Genomic DNA, 16,372 nt, shown 5'->3' with positions numbered 1-16,372 from the left:
GGTTCAGTGCCTGTTACAGCTCAGTCGCCATGGCTATCCACCTGGCGTTGGGCTTCATCGAGTCTGTGTTGTGCATCCGCCAGTCGCTGCGCGTCGGCCTGTTGGTCCTGGGCCTTCTTCAACTCGGCGCGGCGCATCGCCAGCTGAATCTTGGCGCGTTTAAGGTCAGCGGTTTTGCTGTTGGGTTGTTCGGCTGCCGGAGCGCTATTGATCTCCAGTGCTGTCAGGGCCTGTTCCGCTGCCTCGAACTGCTGTTGCAGGACAACCAGCTGCGATTGTTGCTCAAACGTCGGCGGATGCCCAAAGGCTTTCAAGGATTTGTGCAGTTGGGCGCGGCTCATGGTTACATTGATCCTGGCCTTTTTCACCGCCGCATCGCGTGCAGCGTTTGCCGCGTCTGTCGGCATTGCTTCTACCGGCGCCGAACGCTTGGAGCGGGCCAGGCGTTCGGCGAGTTTGTGTGTTTCTTCGCGCTGCAGACGCGCATTGCGCTGCTCGAAGCGGCGACGGGCGCGACTGCGTTTGGCGTCGCGCTCAAAGCGTTCTTTATCGTTGCTCGCCACACCACCCACAAGCACAACGGTGCCGAGCGGCGGACGCATCTCGATGCAATCAACCGGACAGGGCGCCACGCAAAGGTCACAGCCGGTGCACTCGTCGATGATCACCGTGTGCATCAGCTTGGCGGCGCCGACGATGGCATCCACCGGGCAGGCCTGGATGCACTTGGTGCAGCCGATGCATTCGGCCTCGCGGATGTAGGCGATCTGGGCTGGAGCGTTGCCTCGGCTGGTGTCCAGTTCCAGCAACGGCACGCTCAGCAATTGCGCAAGCCCAGCAATGGTTTCCTGACCACCAGGCGGACACTTGTTAATTGCTTCGCCCTTAGCAATGCCTTCTGCGTAAGGCTTGCAACCTGGGTGTCCGCATTTGCCGCATTGGGTCTGAGGCAGCAGCGCGTCGATATGTTGAATGAGGTTCATGCTGAGATCGTTTGCATGCCGGTTGATTGAACCAAACAGAGCCTGATTATCCGGCAGGCAAGAAGGGGGACCTGCTCTATAGCCCCGTCGCCGAAACGACAGGGCTGTTGTGCAGACTTACTTGATGCGCTGACCCGGCTTGGCGCCACTGTCGGGGCTCAGCAGGTAGATTTCTTCCCCGCCAGGCCCTGCCGCCATCACCATGCCTTCGGAAATACCGAACTTCATTTTCCGCGGCTTGAGGTTGGCGATCATCATGGTCAGGCGTCCATCGAGCTTGGACGGGTCCGGGTAAGCACTCTTGATGCCCGAGAACACGTTGCGCCGCTCGTCACCGATATCCAGCGTCAGGCGTAGCAGCTTGTCGGCGCCCTCAACGGCTTCGGCCTTGACGATCAGGGCAACGCGCAAGTCGATGGCGGCGAAGGCGTCGAAATCGATTTGCGGGGCAAGTGGGTCCTTGGTCAGTTCGCCATTGCCGGCCGGAGTCGCTTCGCCGGTATCGGTCTGGCTGGCGGCCAGATCTTCTTTCGACGCGTCGGTCATCGCCTGCACCTTCACGGGGTCGATTCGGGTCATCAGGGGCTTGAACGCATTCAACTGATGGTTGCCGAGCAAGGTGGCGTGGTCGTTCCAGGTTAATGGCGCAACGTTGAGGAACGCTTCGGCATCGGCGGCCAGCAGGGGCAGTACCGGCTTGAGGAAGATCACCAGTTGGCGGAACAGGTTGACGCCGGTGGCGCAGATCGCCTGCACCTCAGCTTCTTTACCTTCCTGCTTGTTCAGCGACCACGGCGCCTTGTCGGCGATCCAGGCGTTGGCGCGGTCGGCCAGGCCCATGATCTCGCGCATGGCGCGGGCGAAGTCACGGGCTTCATAAGCATCAGCAATGCTTGGCGCGGCGGCCAGGAAGGCGTCGGTCAGTTCCGGCGCGGCATTCTCGGCCACCAGCACGCCCGCATTGCCCTTGTGGATAAACCCGGCGCAACGGCTGGCGATATTTACGACTTTGCCTACGAGGTCCGAGTTGACCTTTTGTACGAAGTCTTCCAGGTTCAAGTCCAGGTCGTCGACGCCACGGCCCAGTTTGGAGGCGTAGTAGTAGCGAAGGTATTCCGGCGACAGGTGGTCCAGGTAGGTGCGCGCCTTGATAAAGGTGCCACGGGACTTGGACATTTTTTGCCCGTTGACGGTCAGGTAGCCGTGTACGTTGATGCCGGTCGGCTTGCGATAGCCCGAGCCTTCAAGCATCGCCGGCCAGAACAGCGCGTGGAAGTTGACGATGTCCTTGCCGATGAAATGGTAAAGCTCGGCGGTGGAGTCTTTGCCCCAGAACGCGTCGAAGTCCAACTCCGGCGTGCGGTCGCAAAGGTTCTTGAAGCTCGCCATGTAGCCGATCGGCGCGTCCAGCCATACATAGAAATACTTGCCCGGCTCGCCCGGGATCTCAAAACCAAAGTACGGCGCGTCGCGGGAGATGTCCCACTGCTGCAGGCCGGCATCCAGCCATTCGGCAATCTTGTTGGCCACGGCGTCCTGCAAGGTGCCGCTGCGGGTCCAGGTCTGCAGCATCTGCTGGAAGTCCGGGAGCTTGAAGAAGAAGTGCTGAGAATCCTTGAGTACCGGGGTGGCGCCGGAGATTGCCGACTTCGGGTCCTTCAGGTCGGTGGGGGCGTAGGTGGCCCCGCATTTCTCGCAGTTGTCGCCGTACTGGTCTTCGGTGCCGCACTTGGGGCAGGTGCCCTTGATGAAGCGGTCGGCCAGGAACATTTTCTTTTCCGGGTCGAAATACTGGGTGATCGAGCGCGTGGCGATGTGCCCGGCGTCCTTCAACCGCAGGTAGATCTGGCTCGACAACTCACGGTTTTCATCGGCGTGGGTCGAGTGGAAGTTGTCGAAGTCCACCAGGAACTCGGCAAAGTCGGCGCTGTGTTCAGCCTGCACGTTGGCGATCAGTTGTTCCGGGGTGATGCCTTCCTTTTCGGCGCGCAGCATGATGGCCGAACCGTGGGCGTCGTCCGCGCAGACATAGATGCATTGGTTGCCGCGATGCTTCTGAAAGCGCACCCACATATCGGTCTGGATGTACTCAAGCATATGGCCAAGATGGATGGAACCATTGGCATAGGGCAGGGCGCTGGTGACGAGGATCTTGCGTGGCTCGGACATGGGGCTCGGCTACTTGATGAAACGGAGGTCGGCCACTATAAAGCGCCGGCAAATTTATTTCACCCCGTGGTGCTGTTTCAGCCTCCTGCAAACTGTCGAAAGCATGCCGTTAAGCGCCTGGAACGGTTAGGATAGCCGCCTGTTTCAGTCAGTCTTTTTCGGGAGTAGCCCATGAGCGCCGTGAATCGCGCAGCGGTGGAAGCCGTTCTTCGCCAGTACACCGACCCCTATTTGAACCAGGACCCGGTCAGTGCCGGATGTGTGCGTTCCATCGAGGTCCTGGGCGATCAGGTCTCGGTCCGGTTGGAGCTGGGCTACGCCGCCGGCCTGTTCAAGAACGGTTGGGCGCAGATGCTGCAGATGGCCATCGAAGGCCTGGACGGCGTGCGTTCGGCCAGCGTCGACATCCACTGCGTGATCGCCGCTCACAAGGCCCAGGCACAGATCCCTGGCCTCGCCAACGTCAAGAACGTGGTAGCGGTAGCGTCGGGCAAGGGTGGCGTGGGCAAGTCCACCACGGCGGCGAACCTGGCCCTGGCCCTGGCTCGCGAAGGTGCGCGGGTGGGCATCCTCGATGCCGATATCTATGGTCCGAGCCAGGGCGTCATGTTCGGCATAGCCGAAGGCACGCGGCCGCAGGTCAAGGATCAGAAGTGGTTCGTGCCTATCGAGTCCCTGGGCGTGGAAGTGATGTCCATGGCGTTCCTTACCGATGACAACACACCCATGGTGTGGCGTGGGCCGATGGTTTCCGGTGCATTGCTGCAATTGGTCACCCAGACCGCCTGGGGCGACCTGGATTACCTGGTTATCGACATGCCGCCCGGTACCGGCGATATCCAGCTGACCCTGGCGCAAAAGGTACCGGTAGCCGGCTCTGTGATCGTTACCACGCCCCAGGACCTGGCGCTGCTCGACGCGAAAAAAGGCGTGGAGATGTTCCGCAAGGTCAACATCCCAGTGTTGGGGGTCGTGGAAAACATGGCGGTGCACATTTGCTCCAACTGCGGCCATGCCGAGCATTTGTTTGGCGAGGGTGGTGGCGAGAAGCTGGCGACTCAGTACGGTGTCGAGTTGCTGGCGTCGCTGCCGCTGTCGATGCTGATTCGCGAACAGGCCGACGGCGGCAAGCCGACGGTGATGGCAGAGCCCGACAGCCAGATCGCAATGATTTATCAGGAGCTGGCCCGTCACGTGGGCGCGCGGATTGTCTTGCAGGAAGCCGCAATGCCGGCCATGCCGACAATTACCGTCAGCGAAGATTGAAGCGTGTAGGGAGTCGTTACGCTTTTGCCCAATTGCACGTGTAAGCATTCGCTTACTTTTTCGTAAGCGAATGGGTTTTTTAGCCGAACCAAGACGCTAAAAAACATGCAGTCTTTTTCTATCTAATTGAAAAATAACAATTATTTAGGTGCGCTTGAATGGTGTCGGGTGCTGGTGCGGATGTAGCATCCCGTTGAACTTCCCTTGGAACTCTCTAACATCAGCCCTGTGTCCACGGATTGGCACGGCCATCACGGAACGATGGTTCAAGGAATATCGCAGGACGCGATTCATCAGGATGATGAAAAGGAATACAGGGACTAGGGAAAAAATGTGGGCGGGTCATACCGCCCCTTTTTTTTGCCTGTAGAAAAGTAAAAACAGATGCCAATAAATGCAAAAAGGCCCGCAAGGGGCCTTTTGACGAACGGTGACGCTGTCAGCGTTCGAGGTCGGCGAGTTTGCCTGGCTTGCCATCCCACTCTTCGGCGTCAGGCAGCGCGTCTTTCTTCTCGGTGATGTTGGGCCAGATATCAGCCAGCTCAGCGTTCAACGCAATGAAGTTCTCCATGCCGGCAGGCACCTCATCTTCAGAGAAGATCGCGTTGGCCGGGCATTCTGGCTCACACAGGGCGCAATCGATGCACTCGTCCGGGTGGATGACCAGGAAGTTCGGGCCTTCGTAAAAGCAGTCCACCGGACAGACTTCTACGCAGTCGGTGTACTTGCACTTGATGCAGTTGTCGGTGACGACGAAGGTCATTTCTAATTTTCTCCTCAGGCGGCGGCAGCGAAACCCTTTATGGCAGGGCTCGCGAGGTTCGGGAGCGATAGTCTGCAGGCCAGGCTAAGAGTCTGCAGCATCCCAAACCGCGCGAGAGTCTACCAGCTTGCACGCATATGCGTTATATCCGAGTCTTCAGTGCATATAACATTTCGAGCGCTTTACGCGGCGTCAAGTCATCCAGGTCAAGCTTGGCCAACTCATCCAGCACTGGATGGGGCAGGCTGGCGAACAGATCGCTCTGATGCGGTGCGCTGGGCTTGCTGGCGGCCTTGGATGGGCGCGCGACCACGGTTTCATGAGGCAGGGCCGTGGTTTCCAGGCGACGGAGGTGTTCGCGCGCGCGGGTGATCACATCGTTTGGTACGCCGGCCAGTTGCGCTACGGCCAGACCGTAACTCTGGCTCGCCGGCCCAGGCAGTACGTGGTGCAGGAACACGATGCGCTCGTTGTGCTCGGTCGCATTCAGGTGCACGTTGGCGACCAGGGGTTCGCTTTCCGGCAATACCGTCAGTTCGAAATAGTGGGTGGCGAACAGCGTGTATGCGCGCAGATGCGCCAGGCGTTCGGCCGCTGCCCAGGCCAGGGACAGGCCGTCGAAGGTACTGGTGCCTCGACCTACTTCGTCCATCAGCACCAGGCTGCGGTCGGTAGCGTTGTGCAGGATATTGGCGGTTTCGCTCATTTCCACCATAAAGGTCGAGCGGCCACCGGCCAGGTCGTCGCTGGAGCCGATCCGGGTGAAGATCCGGTCTACCAGGGACAGCTCGCAACTGGCCGCCGGCACGAAACTGCCGATGTGCGCCAGCAGCACGATCAACGCGGTCTGACGCATGTAGGTGGATTTACCGCCCATGTTCGGACCGGTGATTACCAGCATGCGAGTATCGTCATCCAGCGACAGGTCGTTGGCGACGAACGGCGTGGTCAGCACCTGCTCCACCACCGGGTGACGCCCTTGCACGATGCGCATGCACGGCTCGCTGACAAAACGCGGGCAATTGAGGTCAAGGTTCAGCGCCCGCTCGGCGAGGTTGCTCAGTACATCCAGCTCGGAAAGCGCGGCGGCAGTGTCCTGCAGCGGTGCCAATTGGCCGATCAGGTCTTCGAGCAACGCCTCATAAAGCATTTTTTCCCGCGCCAGGGCTCGGCTCTTGGCCGACAGTGCCTTGTCCTCGAACTCTTTGAGTTCCGGGGTGATGAAGCGCTCGGCGCCCTTGAGCGTCTGGCGCCGCTGATAGTCGATCGGTGCCTGCTCGGCCTGTTTGCTCGGCAACTCGATAAAGTAGCCATGCACCCGGTTGTAGCCGACCTTCAGGTTAGCCAGGCCGGTGCGGGCTTTTTCGCGGGCCTCCAGGTCGATCAGGAACTGCCCGGCGTTTTCACTCAGCGACTGCAGTTCGTCCAGTTCGCTGTCGTAGCCGGTCTTCAGCACGCCACCGTCGCGGATGATTGCCGGAGGATTGTCGATGATGGCTTTTTCCAGCAGCGCCGCCAGTTCAGGGTATGTGCTGGTGGTGACGGCCAACTGCTGCAGGTGCGGCGCGTCCAGTTCAGCCATGGCGGCTTGCAGTTGCGGCAGGGCGCCAAGGGCGTCGCGCAGTCGTGCCAGATCGCGCGGGCGTGCGTTACGCAGGCCGATCCGCGCCAGGATGCGCTCGATATCGCCGATTTCCTTGAGCTGCGGTTGCAGCTTTTCAAAACGGTAACCGTCCAGCAGGCAAGTAATGGAGGACTGGCGCGCTTGCAGCACCTTCAAATCCCGCAGCGGGCGGTTCAGCCAGCGGGTCAGCAGACGGCTGCCCATGGCGGTCTGGCAGCGGTCGACCACCGATTGCAGGGTATTGTCGCGTCCGCCGGACAGGTTGGTGTCCAACTCCAGGTTGCGCCGGCTGGCGCCGTCGAGCACTACGGTATCGTCCAGGCGCTCGTGGCGCAGGCTGCGCAAGTGCGGCAGGGCGGTGCGCTGGGTTTCCTTGGCGTAGCTGAGCAGGCAACCGGCGGCGCCGATGGCCAGTGTCAGGGTTTCGCAGCCGAAGCCTTTAAGGTCTTGCACCGAGAACTGCTGGCACAGACTTTTCAATGCCGAGTCACGCTCGAAATCCCACGGCGCGCGACGCTTTGTCCCACGACGTTTTTCCGCAGGCAAATCCTTGGGCCAGTCGTCCGGGATCATCAGCTCAACCGGGTTGATGCGTTCCAACTCCGCCAGCAGGTTCTCCCAGCCCTTGATCTCCAGCACCGTGAAATTACCACTGGTGATATCCAGCACCGCCAGGCCGAACAGACGCTCGTCACCCAGCACCGCCGCGATCAGGTTATCGCGACGCTCATCCAGCAGCGCCTCGTCACTCACCGTGCCCGGCGTAATAATGCGCACCACCTGGCGTTCCACCGGGCCTTTGCTGGTGGCCGGATCGCCGATCTGCTCGCAGATCACCACCGACTCGCCCAGCTTCACCAGCTTGGCCAGGTAGCCTTCCAACGAATGGTAAGGAATCCCACACATCGGAATCGACTGCCCCGCCGACTGCCCGCGCGCGGTCAAGGTGATGTCCAGCAGCTTGGCGGCCTTCTTCGCGTCTTCGTAGAAGATCTCGTAGAAGTCGCCCATGCGGTAGAACATCAGTTGATCAGGGTGCTGGTTTTTCAGGCGCCAGTACTGCTGCATCATCGGGGTGTGGGAGGACAGGTCGGACGTGTTTTTACTCATTGGGTAGTAGGCAAATTCGTTGAAAGTGATGGGGCAAAGGGGGCGCTTGGCCCAGCATTTTTTGCGATGGGCGCAAGGTTAACACGCGAGGTCGGCCCTTCGCAGTTCGCAAACAGCCGGGTAAAACACAAACTCGGCGCCACGGGTTATCTGCCCTTTATGCATAAAATATGCAAAATAGCATTTGCCAACGTTAAAAACTCCGTTCACTATCCCGGTTATGCAAAAACGCAACGTTTCTATCGTACTAAGAGAGCTGCTGGACCGCGACCGGATCTCCCCCACGGAGCTTCACCGGCGCACCGGCGTGCCTCAATCCACGCTGTCCCGGATCCTCAGCGGCAAGATCGTCGATCCGTCGGACAAGCATATCTCCCGCATTGCCGAATACTTCGGCGTGAGCACCGACCAACTGCGCGGGCGCATGTCGGTGGGCGCGGCGCGGGACGAAGGGCGCGACCCGGTGCACTCGGAACTCAAGGACATAAGCCTGTGGGACGACGACACCCCTATCAATGACGATGAGGTGTCGATCCCCTTTCTGCGCGAGGTTGAATTGGCTGCTGGATCAGGAAGATTCGTCATCGAGGAAAGCGAGAAGGCCAGCCTGCGCTTTGGAAAGCGCAGCCTGCGGCACAATGGCGTGCAGTTCGACCAGGCCAAGTGCGTGACGGTGCGAGGCAACAGTATGTTGCCGGTGCTGCGCGATGGCGCGACTGTCGGGGTGAATGCCGGTAAGAGCGGCATTGGCGACATCGTTGATGGTGACTTGTATGCCATCAATCACAATGGTCAGTTGCGTGTGAAGCAGCTCTACCGCCTGCCTTCCGGCATTCGTCTGCGCAGTTTCAATCGTGACGAACATCCGGACGAGGACTATAGCTTCCAGGACATCCAGGACGAGCAGATCAGTATCCTCGGCCATGTGTTCTGGTGGGGCATGTACGCTCGTTAACCCAGTTCAATAGGACAAAACCCGCCAAGCTGCGGGTTTTTTTTCGCCTGCAAAAAGCTGGCAACCCCTTGAACGCCTACGCAAAAATGCATTGGAGCATATGCTGAGCAAAAATAAATGCATTTACGCATTGACTGTATATGCATACATGCATATTCTGTGTCTCAAGCCAGCCGACAAGGCCTGGTGGAGGCGGCAAGGATGCTGCCAAGGAAGACAAGGAAGGCACGTAACACTGGCAAGGACGCCATCCGAGCGATGGCAGGGAGGCCAGGCAACACCGGCAAGGATGCCGACGCTCTTTAGTGGCACTGCTTTACAAGAACAGGCAGCGATGAACCGGCCTTAACGGTTCAGAGGGTTGGCAACTGACCCGGGTGTGCAGCGTAAAGCACCAGAAGCAGTTATCCGGCAGACAGGGATCGTGGTCGGAAAAACATTGAGGAAAGAACCGTACCGCGCCAGTAGCGCCGAACGTTCGAGGACAGCATTACTGAAAAGCCCGGGCGACCGGGCTTTTTGGAATGCCTACCTATAAATGGATTTACCCGGAAAACCGGCGTTCAGCCGGCATTGCTCAGCCAGGAGGCGTGACATGACAAACGAGCAGCAAGCGTTAGCGGAAATGCCTATCTGGCTGGTGATCGCACTGGCCCTGATCGGCGGAGTGTCCGGCGAAATGTGGCGCGCCGACAAAGAGGGTGCCCGCGGCTGGTCGTTGATTCGACGTCTGGCCTTGAGGTCCGGAGCGTGCATGGTCTGTGGGGTTTCAGCCCTGATGCTGTGTTACGCCGCCGGAATGTCGGTCTGGACCGCCGGCGCCATCGGATGCCTCACCGCTATGGCGGGGGCCGACGTGGCCATTGGTCTTTACGAGCGTTGGGCGGCCAAACGAATTGGGGTCAACGAGACGCCGACTTCACGCCCGGATCAGCAGTAATCGCTGCAAGGAAGCAACGACATGACACTTATCGAAAAACCTTCCCAGTTGCCTGCCGCGATCGCAGCGGTATTGAAGTCGGTGTTTCCGCACTTGAGGGTGGGCAATCACCGGGACTTCGCGGGCGCTGCGGATACAAGCGGCATCCTGATCAACGTGGAGCGCAACGGCTCCGGCACTCGCACCCTTGAAGGTCGCAAGGCACATGCCTTGCTGGTCTCGCTCACGGCCACCATCACCAACGCTTCGGCGCCTTTCGATACCTGTGACCTGGCCAGTCAACTGATGGACCTGGCCCTGGACAACCGCTGGGGCTTGCCGCCCGAGCATTGCGACCTGCCCATGTCCATCGTTGCAGCGCCCTCGATATCCGTCAGTAGCGAAACGGACTACGACACCTGGACGGTTTCCTTTACCCAAAACCTCTACCTCGGCCCGTCGTTGCTCGACGATCCCACGGGCATACCGCTGGTTGCCCGCATCTGGGAAGTCTCGAATATCGACGACCCCGATCAATACCGCCCACTGCAGGAGTAGTCCATGTTCGAAGCACTGCTACGCATGCAGCTGGGGCCGATCATCGAACGGCTGGCGGAAATGGAAACCCAGCTCGAGGACCTGTACCGCCGCGCCGACAGCTTCTGCCGCATCGGCACATGCCAGCAAGTCGACGCCGCCAGTCATACCTGCAAGGTCAGCCACGGCGATCTGCTCACCCCGGCCATTCGTTTTTTCAATCCCAGTGCCGGTGCGCAGACGGAAACCCGCATCCCTTCAGTGGGCGAACAGTGCCTGCTGCTCAACTATGGCAGCGGGGAAGGCGGCGCACAGTCCGTAGCCCTGTTCGGCCTGAACAGTAGTCTGTTTCCACCGGTCTCCAGCCTTGCAACCTTGACCCGTCGCCAGCATCAGGACGGTACTCAAAGCGAATATGACGACGCCAGTCACGTATTCAATTGGCGTAATGGTCCCACCACCGTCACAGGCTCTCGTGAACAAGTGATCGTAAACGTCGGCGCCGCCAATCTGGTGATGATGGCCGACAGCATCACTCTGCAACTCGGCGCTGCCGGTCTGCGATTGGATGCCGGCGGCGTGCATTTAAGCGGCCCGGTGGTGGATCACCAGGGCCGCGTGATCAGCAGCGCATAAGGATTTGCCATGATCGGAATCGATAGGAATACCGGGGCAGCCGTCGATGACTGGCTGCAGTTTGTGCAGCGTGCCACCCGAGCGCTGACTACCCCCGTGGGCAGTCGCCAGAAACGTCCGTTGTACGGCTCGCTGATCCCGCAGTTGCTCGGCCGGAACTTGGGCGACGACCTGCTGATCCTCGCCCAGAGCCACGCGGCACAGGCGTTCTACAACACCCAGAACGGCATCGCCGACTTTCAACCCGACGTCATCGTCGCCACGCGGCAAGGCGCCGGCCTGTTGCTGCGCTTTGCCGGCACCTGGAAAAACCGTCAACAAACCTTCGAGGTCGTGACATGAGTATGTTGATCCCAGGCCAGAACCAACTGGCGGAGCCGGCCCTTATCGCCGTGGATGCGTTCGAACCCTTGCTGGCGGAGTTCAAAGCGTTCGTCATCGACTACGTTGCCAGCCGTGCGCCGCAGAGCGCGGCCAAGCTCAAGGTCAGCCTGGACAATGAAAGCGAACTGCTGACCCTGGCCCTGGAAGCGTTCTGCGTGCGCCTGCAAACCCATGAACGCAAATACAACGCCCGCATCAAGCAGATGCTGGCCTGGTGGGCCAACGGCAGCAACCTGGATGCACGCCTGGCCGACATGGGGCTGGAGCGCCAGGTGCTCGACCCCGGCGACCCGGCGGCATTCCCGCCCGTGCCGCCGACCCTGGAAAGTGACGACGATGCCCGCCTGCGCTATTACCTGGCGCCCCATGCGCCGGCGGCGGGTTCGCGGATGCAGTACCGCCGCGAGGTCTTCACCCTGGGCGAGCGGCCGTCGGTGAAGGTGCAAAGCGCTACACCGGGGCTGGTCACGGTCAGCTACACCTTTGATCCGGACGGCTATGCAGCCCAGGTCAAGGACGGCAATGGACGACGCACCGCCCCAGGCGAAGTGATGGTCACCGTGCTGTCCCGAGAGGGTGATGGCACTGCTTCCGCCGATTTGCTTGACGGTGTACGACGACATTTCGCACGGCCGGATGTGCGGCCGGAAACCGACCTGGTCAGCGTGCAGAGTGCGCAGATCCTTCCCTACAAGATCCGCGTAGTGGCCAGGATCAACGCCGGTCCGGACTCCGGCTTGACCCAGGTCGCGGCGCAACGTCTGCTGCAAACCTATGCGGAATCCTGCCATCGCCTTGAAGGACGCGTCGACCCCAGCTGGATCGACTACGCCATTCACAGCGCCGGCGCGGCGCAATTGCAGATTCTCGAACCCCTGGAGCCTATCGTCACCACGGCCTTCCAGGCCCCTTACTGCACCGGTGTCGAGGTGGAGGTACGCACGCTATGAGTGACATCACCGCGAGCCTGTTGCCGGCCAATAGCTCACCGTTGGAGAAGGCGTTGGACGTAGGCTTCGGCACATTGCTCGACCGCGTTATACCGCCGTTTCCCGCCTTAATGAACCCGCTGCTGACGCCCGTCGAGTTTCTTCCCTACCTGGCGGCCGACCGCGGTGTCAGCGAATGGGATGCACACGCTACCGAAACAGAGAAGCGCCTGACCGTGGGCCTGTCCTGGCAGATTCAGCGTCAGGCAGGCACACCCAAGGCGTTGAGCCATGCGGTGGAGTCACTGGGTTTTACTCCCAACATCAGCGCTTGGTACCAGCAGCGGCCTTTGGGTGTGCCCTATACGTTCGACGTGCAGGCCATTATTGGGCGCAGCTGGTCCAGTGGCGACCATAACCGGTTGATCCGGCGTATCAACGCTGCCAAGAGCGAGCGGGATCAGGCGACGATCACCATCGTGCATGAAACCGCAGGTCAGCTTGCGTTTGCGCAAGTCCTCGAGGCCCCCTTAAGCGACGGGGAGTTTTCGCTCAGCGGCGCATTGCCTGAATTGGCGCTGGTTGCTGGGCTAAACAGTGCAGGCGTCGCCCGGCACTACACCATTAACGACTACGACCTCAGGGCGCAGCCATGACAGATGACATTACGCGCCTGGTGCGCTTCACCTCCAAGGGATTGGATGAAGTGCTGCAGGCAAAGAACCAGGGTTTGAAAGGTGAAATAACCCACATTGGCGCCGGCACCGGGCGCTACAACCCGGACGGCAGCGAAGTGGCCTTGCGCGACGAACGCCAGCGGGTCGCCATCGTGGATTATGAAGACCTGGGCAACCACCAACTCAGGATGGCCGCGCTGTTTGATGGCGACGGTGAATATGAAATTGGCGAGTTTGGTTTTTATCTCGCCAGTGGGACGTTGTTGGCGGTGTATTCCGTCGCCGGAAAGTTGCTGACGTATAAAGCGGCGGCGGCTCGGGTACTGCAGAAGTTTACGCTGGATGTTTCGCCGTTGCCGGGGGATAGCGTGACGATTGTGGTGGGTACTGAGAGCTTGAACGTTCTTATTGCTAATGAGTTGGCAGTGATCGCTACTGCTAACATTGACAATATGGCTCGGCACCTAGGTTTGCTATTTCGTGTCGGAAAGTTAGGCAAGGCATAGTTTAAGTATTAGATAATATGTCGGGTCTCGCGATTTGTCACTCGATCAGGGTGCATTGAGGCCTAAAAATGGTAAGTAAAGGAGCTACTATTTTGAGTACGGAAACGCAAATAGCAAACTTGGTTCAGGCTTCAAATAACCTGACAAATGCTGTGAACGGGAAAATTGATGCTATCGACGCGAGAATGGATCAGGCGCGTGCAGAGTTCGATAAGTTTCGAGCGCTAAAAGATGTCGTTGGTACCATTGGTGAGCCGGGGACACTTCTGATGAGTGTGTTTCAAGGACTGATATGGGGGACTGGCGCTCCTTACGATGTCGGCGCTACTGGAGGAATGGTTGCAACCGATCTCGGGTCGTCATTGAGCGTTTACGCTCATTTCAAACTTCCGTTTTCCATTAATACCGATGATCAGATGTTTTGGCTGAATATTCGGGGCTATAGTTACGGTAGCTCACTAGTGTTGGATGAAACGTTTGCAGGTTACGTTTACTCACCTCAGAGAGCGGTTATCAATCAGTCTTGCTTTGGAAAGTTTGAGCCAGCCATCTATGCGGACACTGCAGGTAATGCGATCTGTCGCATAAAGATTCCTAATGTGTACGTGACTTCTTTGCGAATTGATACTATGCAGATTGGTCATTATCATTCGATTGATGTGGGTGATATAAAATCTAAACTTTCTCTTTCTCCAACGGTGGTTTTCTAAATGAGCGAATTTTCCGCAGATACTGTTCCGTCGCGTATCCCTAGTCAGGCAGGTTTGGAACTCCTGGAGTGGGCATGTATTCGAGTTCGTCGAGACCAATTATTGCGTGAAACGGATCATACCCAAGTTCAGGACAGCCCTCTTAATGAGGAACAGCGTATTCAAGTTGCAAATTACCGGAAGGCTTTGCGGGATGTTCCGCAAAATGTTGGAGATCCATTCATCGTTGCATGGCCTGAAAAGCCCGCCTTTTTGAAATAACCACCGCGAAAGCGGTTTTTTTTCGCCTCCCCAAAGCCCCTCCCCGCAGGGGCTTTGGCGTTCTACACCCGGAGAATTCCACTCATGTCTGACCGCCAAACCTACACCGTCCTCATCCCATTCCCCACCGGCAAGGGCCATTGGTCCACCGTCGGCGAGGAGCTCGAACTGTTGGACGTCGAAGCATCCGCCCTGCGCACCGCCGGCCGTCTGGAACTGACCAGCGTCCTCAACTCCACCCCCAAGAAGGCTGAATAACCATGGCTGAGGTTCTTAACTTCGAGCACAACGGCATCACCGTGAATGCCACCGAATCCCCCGAGGCCATGGGTGGCCTGGGTGACAACGTGATCGGTCTGGTCGGCACCGCGCCGAACGCCCATGCGTCGATTCCGAAAAACGCACCGTTTCGCATCAATAGCTTCACCACCCAGGCGCTGCTGGACCCCACCGGGGCCGAGTCGGGCACGCTGTTCCACGCCGTCTACCAGATTCTCAAAGTCGTAAAGGTGCCGGTCTACGTGGTGATTGTGGAGGAGGGCGCGACGCCCGCTGACACCCTCAACAACGTGATCGGCGGCAACGAGCCGGTGACCGGCCGCAAACTGGGCCTGGCCGCCCTGAGCAGCGTCCCCGAAGACTTGACCATCATCGGCGCTCCAGGCTTCACCGGCACCAAGGCCGTGGCCGGCGAGTTCGCCGCGTTCGGCAAGCGCATCAAGGCACGTGTCGTGCTCGATGGCAAAGATGCCAGTGTTGCCGACCAGGTCACCTACAGCGGCGAACTGGGCGGTGCCGACCTCGGTTTCGACCGTTGCCTGCTGGTGCACAACATGCCGTCGGTGTACTCCAAGGCGGCGAAGAAAAACGTGTTCCTGTCGCCGTCGTCCCTGGCCATCGCTGCGCTTGCCAAGGTCAAACAGTGGGAAAGCCCTGGTAATCAGGTGACGTTCGCCGAGGACGTTTCCCGCGTCGTCGAGTACAACATCCTCGATACCTCCACCGAAGGCGACCTGCTCAATCGCTATGGCGTCAGCTACTACGCCCGCACCATCCTTGGCGGTTTTTCGTTGCTGGGTAACCGTTCCATCACCGGTAAGTTCATCAGCTATGTGGGCCTGGAAGATGCCATCAGCCGCAAGCTGGTCAAGGCCGGCCAGAAAGCCATGGCCAAGAACCTCACCAAGTCCTTCATGGACCAGGAGGTCAAGCGCATCAACGATTGGCTGCAAACCCTGGTCGTCGACGAAACCATTCCCGGCGGCAGCGTGTACCTGCACCCGGAGTTGAACAGCGTCGAGAAGTACAAGAACGGCACCTGGTTCATCGTCATCGACTACGGCCGCTACGCGCCAAACGAACACATGATTTATCAACTCAACGCCCGCGATGAAATCATCGAGCAGTTCCTGGAGGACGTTCTCTAATGTTTACCAACCGAGTCAGACAGGCCATTGCGGCCACCCTCCAAGGCCTGCCGTTGTCCGCGACCGTGGAAGAGTTCACCCCGCCGAAGATCGAGTTCGAGATGGAATCCATGTCCGGCGGCCGCTTTATTGCCGAGGAAATGGCCAAGAGCGGCAAGGTGCTCGGCGCCACGCTGGTGCTGCAAGGCGCCGGCCCGGAAATCATGCTGGCCCTGGGCGTGCGCATGGGCGACGACATCCTGCTGAACGTGCGTGAGGCCGGCCAGGACCAGGACGGCAAAACGTATTTCACTTACCACACCGTCGGCGGCAAGCTCAAATCACTCGATGAAGCGAAGCTGAAAATGGGCGACAAAGCCCTGACTACGCTGGAGTTGTCCTGCCGCACCTACACCCGACTGGAGAATGGCATCCCGGTGATTGATATCGACGTGCGCACCCAGAAATTCGTGCTCAACGGTGTCGATATTCTGGGCGATGCCCGCCGCGCCGTGCTGATGCCTTAAACCCCTTGGG

18 protein-coding genes are annotated in these 16,372 nt (G+C 59.2%); 14 read left to right on the top strand and 4 right to left on the bottom strand.

What is annotated here, in order from left to right; translation table 11 throughout:
• Window positions 1–20 precede the first annotated feature (20 nt).
• Window positions 21–983: an electron transport complex subunit RsxB gene (rsxB, locus tag QRN10_RS02115; RefSeq protein WP_285427768.1), complete on the bottom strand. Its 963-nt coding sequence runs from the start codon at window positions 981–983 to the stop codon at window positions 21–23.
• Window positions 984–1,100: 117 nt separating this feature from the next.
• Window positions 1,101–3,152: a methionine--tRNA ligase gene (gene metG, locus QRN10_RS02110; RefSeq protein ID WP_181080541.1), complete on the bottom strand. Its 2,052-nt coding sequence runs from the start codon at window positions 3,150–3,152 to the stop codon at window positions 1,101–1,103.
• A 171-nt stretch (window positions 3,153–3,323) separates the two neighbouring features.
• Here metG and apbC point away from each other — a divergent pair, with 171 nt between their 5' ends.
• Window positions 3,324–4,418, top strand: coding sequence for an iron-sulfur cluster carrier protein ApbC (gene apbC, locus QRN10_RS02105; RefSeq protein ID WP_285427767.1), 1,095 nt, complete (start codon window positions 3,324–3,326; stop codon window positions 4,416–4,418).
• Between the two features lie 439 nt (window positions 4,419–4,857).
• Here apbC and fdxA read toward each other — a convergent pair whose 3' ends face one another.
• Window positions 4,858–5,181 (bottom strand): ferredoxin FdxA, encoded by a 324-nt coding sequence (gene fdxA / locus QRN10_RS02100; RefSeq protein WP_181080543.1) that lies wholly within the window; start codon window positions 5,179–5,181, stop codon window positions 4,858–4,860.
• 142 nt (window positions 5,182–5,323) lie between these two features.
• Window positions 5,324–7,915: a DNA mismatch repair protein MutS gene (gene mutS / locus QRN10_RS02095; RefSeq protein WP_181080544.1), complete on the bottom strand. Its 2,592-nt coding sequence runs from the start codon at window positions 7,913–7,915 to the stop codon at window positions 5,324–5,326.
• A 220-nt stretch (window positions 7,916–8,135) separates the two neighbouring features.
• Here mutS and QRN10_RS02090 point away from each other — a divergent pair, with 220 nt between their 5' ends.
• The 13 genes from QRN10_RS02090 to QRN10_RS02030 all read left to right on the top strand — a co-directional run bounded on the left by QRN10_RS02090 (window position 8,136) and on the right by QRN10_RS02030 (window position 16,362).
• A complete protein-coding gene (locus tag QRN10_RS02090; protein ID WP_285427766.1) occupies window positions 8,136–8,870 on the top strand; it encodes a LexA family transcriptional regulator in 735 nt (244 codons plus the stop codon).
• Window positions 8,871–9,465: 595 nt separating this feature from the next.
• Window positions 9,466–9,810 (top strand): phage holin family protein, encoded by a 345-nt coding sequence (locus tag QRN10_RS02085; RefSeq protein ID WP_285427765.1) that lies wholly within the window; start codon window positions 9,466–9,468, stop codon window positions 9,808–9,810.
• A gap of 21 nt (window positions 9,811–9,831) precedes the next feature.
• Window positions 9,832–10,347 carry a hypothetical protein gene (locus tag QRN10_RS02080; protein WP_253510773.1) on the top strand — a complete coding sequence of 172 codons (516 nt, stop codon included), beginning with the start codon at window positions 9,832–9,834 and terminating at the stop codon, window positions 10,345–10,347.
• A 3-nt stretch (window positions 10,348–10,350) separates the two neighbouring features.
• The gene (locus tag QRN10_RS02075) at window positions 10,351–10,962 is read left to right on the top strand and encodes a phage baseplate assembly protein V (RefSeq protein ID WP_266248159.1); all 612 of its coding nucleotides are present in this window, start codon (window positions 10,351–10,353) and stop codon (window positions 10,960–10,962) included.
• A gap of 9 nt (window positions 10,963–10,971) precedes the next feature.
• Window positions 10,972–11,304 carry a phage baseplate protein gene (locus QRN10_RS02070; protein WP_181080549.1) on the top strand — a complete coding sequence of 111 codons (333 nt, stop codon included), beginning with the start codon at window positions 10,972–10,974 and terminating at the stop codon, window positions 11,302–11,304.
• Complete coding sequence (locus tag QRN10_RS02065; protein ID WP_253510778.1) at window positions 11,301–12,296, top strand: baseplate J/gp47 family protein; 996 nt, start codon at window positions 11,301–11,303, stop codon at window positions 12,294–12,296. Before QRN10_RS02070 ends, QRN10_RS02065 begins: the two co-directional genes overlap by 4 nt.
• Window positions 12,293–12,931: a phage tail protein I gene (locus QRN10_RS02060; RefSeq protein ID WP_181080551.1), complete on the top strand. Its 639-nt coding sequence runs from the start codon at window positions 12,293–12,295 to the stop codon at window positions 12,929–12,931. The genes QRN10_RS02065 and QRN10_RS02060 overlap by 4 nt, the downstream gene beginning before the upstream one ends.
• Window positions 12,928–13,458, top strand: a complete 531-nt coding sequence (locus tag QRN10_RS02055; RefSeq protein WP_285427764.1) for a hypothetical protein — start codon at window positions 12,928–12,930, stop codon at window positions 13,456–13,458. The genes QRN10_RS02060 and QRN10_RS02055 overlap by 4 nt, the downstream gene beginning before the upstream one ends.
• Window positions 13,459–13,550: 92 nt before the next feature.
• On the top strand, window positions 13,551–14,168 hold the full coding sequence (locus QRN10_RS02050) for a hypothetical protein (protein ID WP_285427763.1): 618 nt from the start codon (window positions 13,551–13,553) through the stop codon (window positions 14,166–14,168).
• A complete protein-coding gene (locus tag QRN10_RS02045; RefSeq protein ID WP_253510788.1) occupies window positions 14,169–14,429 on the top strand; it encodes a tail fiber assembly protein in 261 nt (86 codons plus the stop codon).
• Between the two features lie 84 nt (window positions 14,430–14,513).
• Entirely contained in the window at window positions 14,514–14,687 is a 174-nt protein-coding gene (locus QRN10_RS02040) for a hypothetical protein (protein WP_181080555.1), read from the top strand.
• Window positions 14,688–14,689: 2 nt separating this feature from the next.
• Window positions 14,690–15,856, top strand: a complete 1,167-nt coding sequence (locus QRN10_RS02035) for a phage tail sheath protein (protein ID WP_253510791.1) — start codon at window positions 14,690–14,692, stop codon at window positions 15,854–15,856.
• Window positions 15,856–16,362, top strand: coding sequence for a phage major tail tube protein (locus QRN10_RS02030; protein ID WP_181080557.1), 507 nt, complete (start codon window positions 15,856–15,858; stop codon window positions 16,360–16,362). The genes QRN10_RS02035 and QRN10_RS02030 overlap by 1 nt, the downstream gene beginning before the upstream one ends.
• The last annotated feature ends 10 nt before the right edge of the window (window positions 16,363–16,372 follow it).

It is taken from the genome of Pseudomonas sp. lyk4-R2A-8 (assembly GCF_030209095.1).
GTDB lineage: Bacteria > Pseudomonadota > Gammaproteobacteria > Pseudomonadales > Pseudomonadaceae > Aquipseudomonas > Aquipseudomonas quebecensis.
The sequence above is the reverse complement of the archived record's forward strand: the minus strand, read 5'-3'. Positions and strand labels throughout refer to the sequence as shown.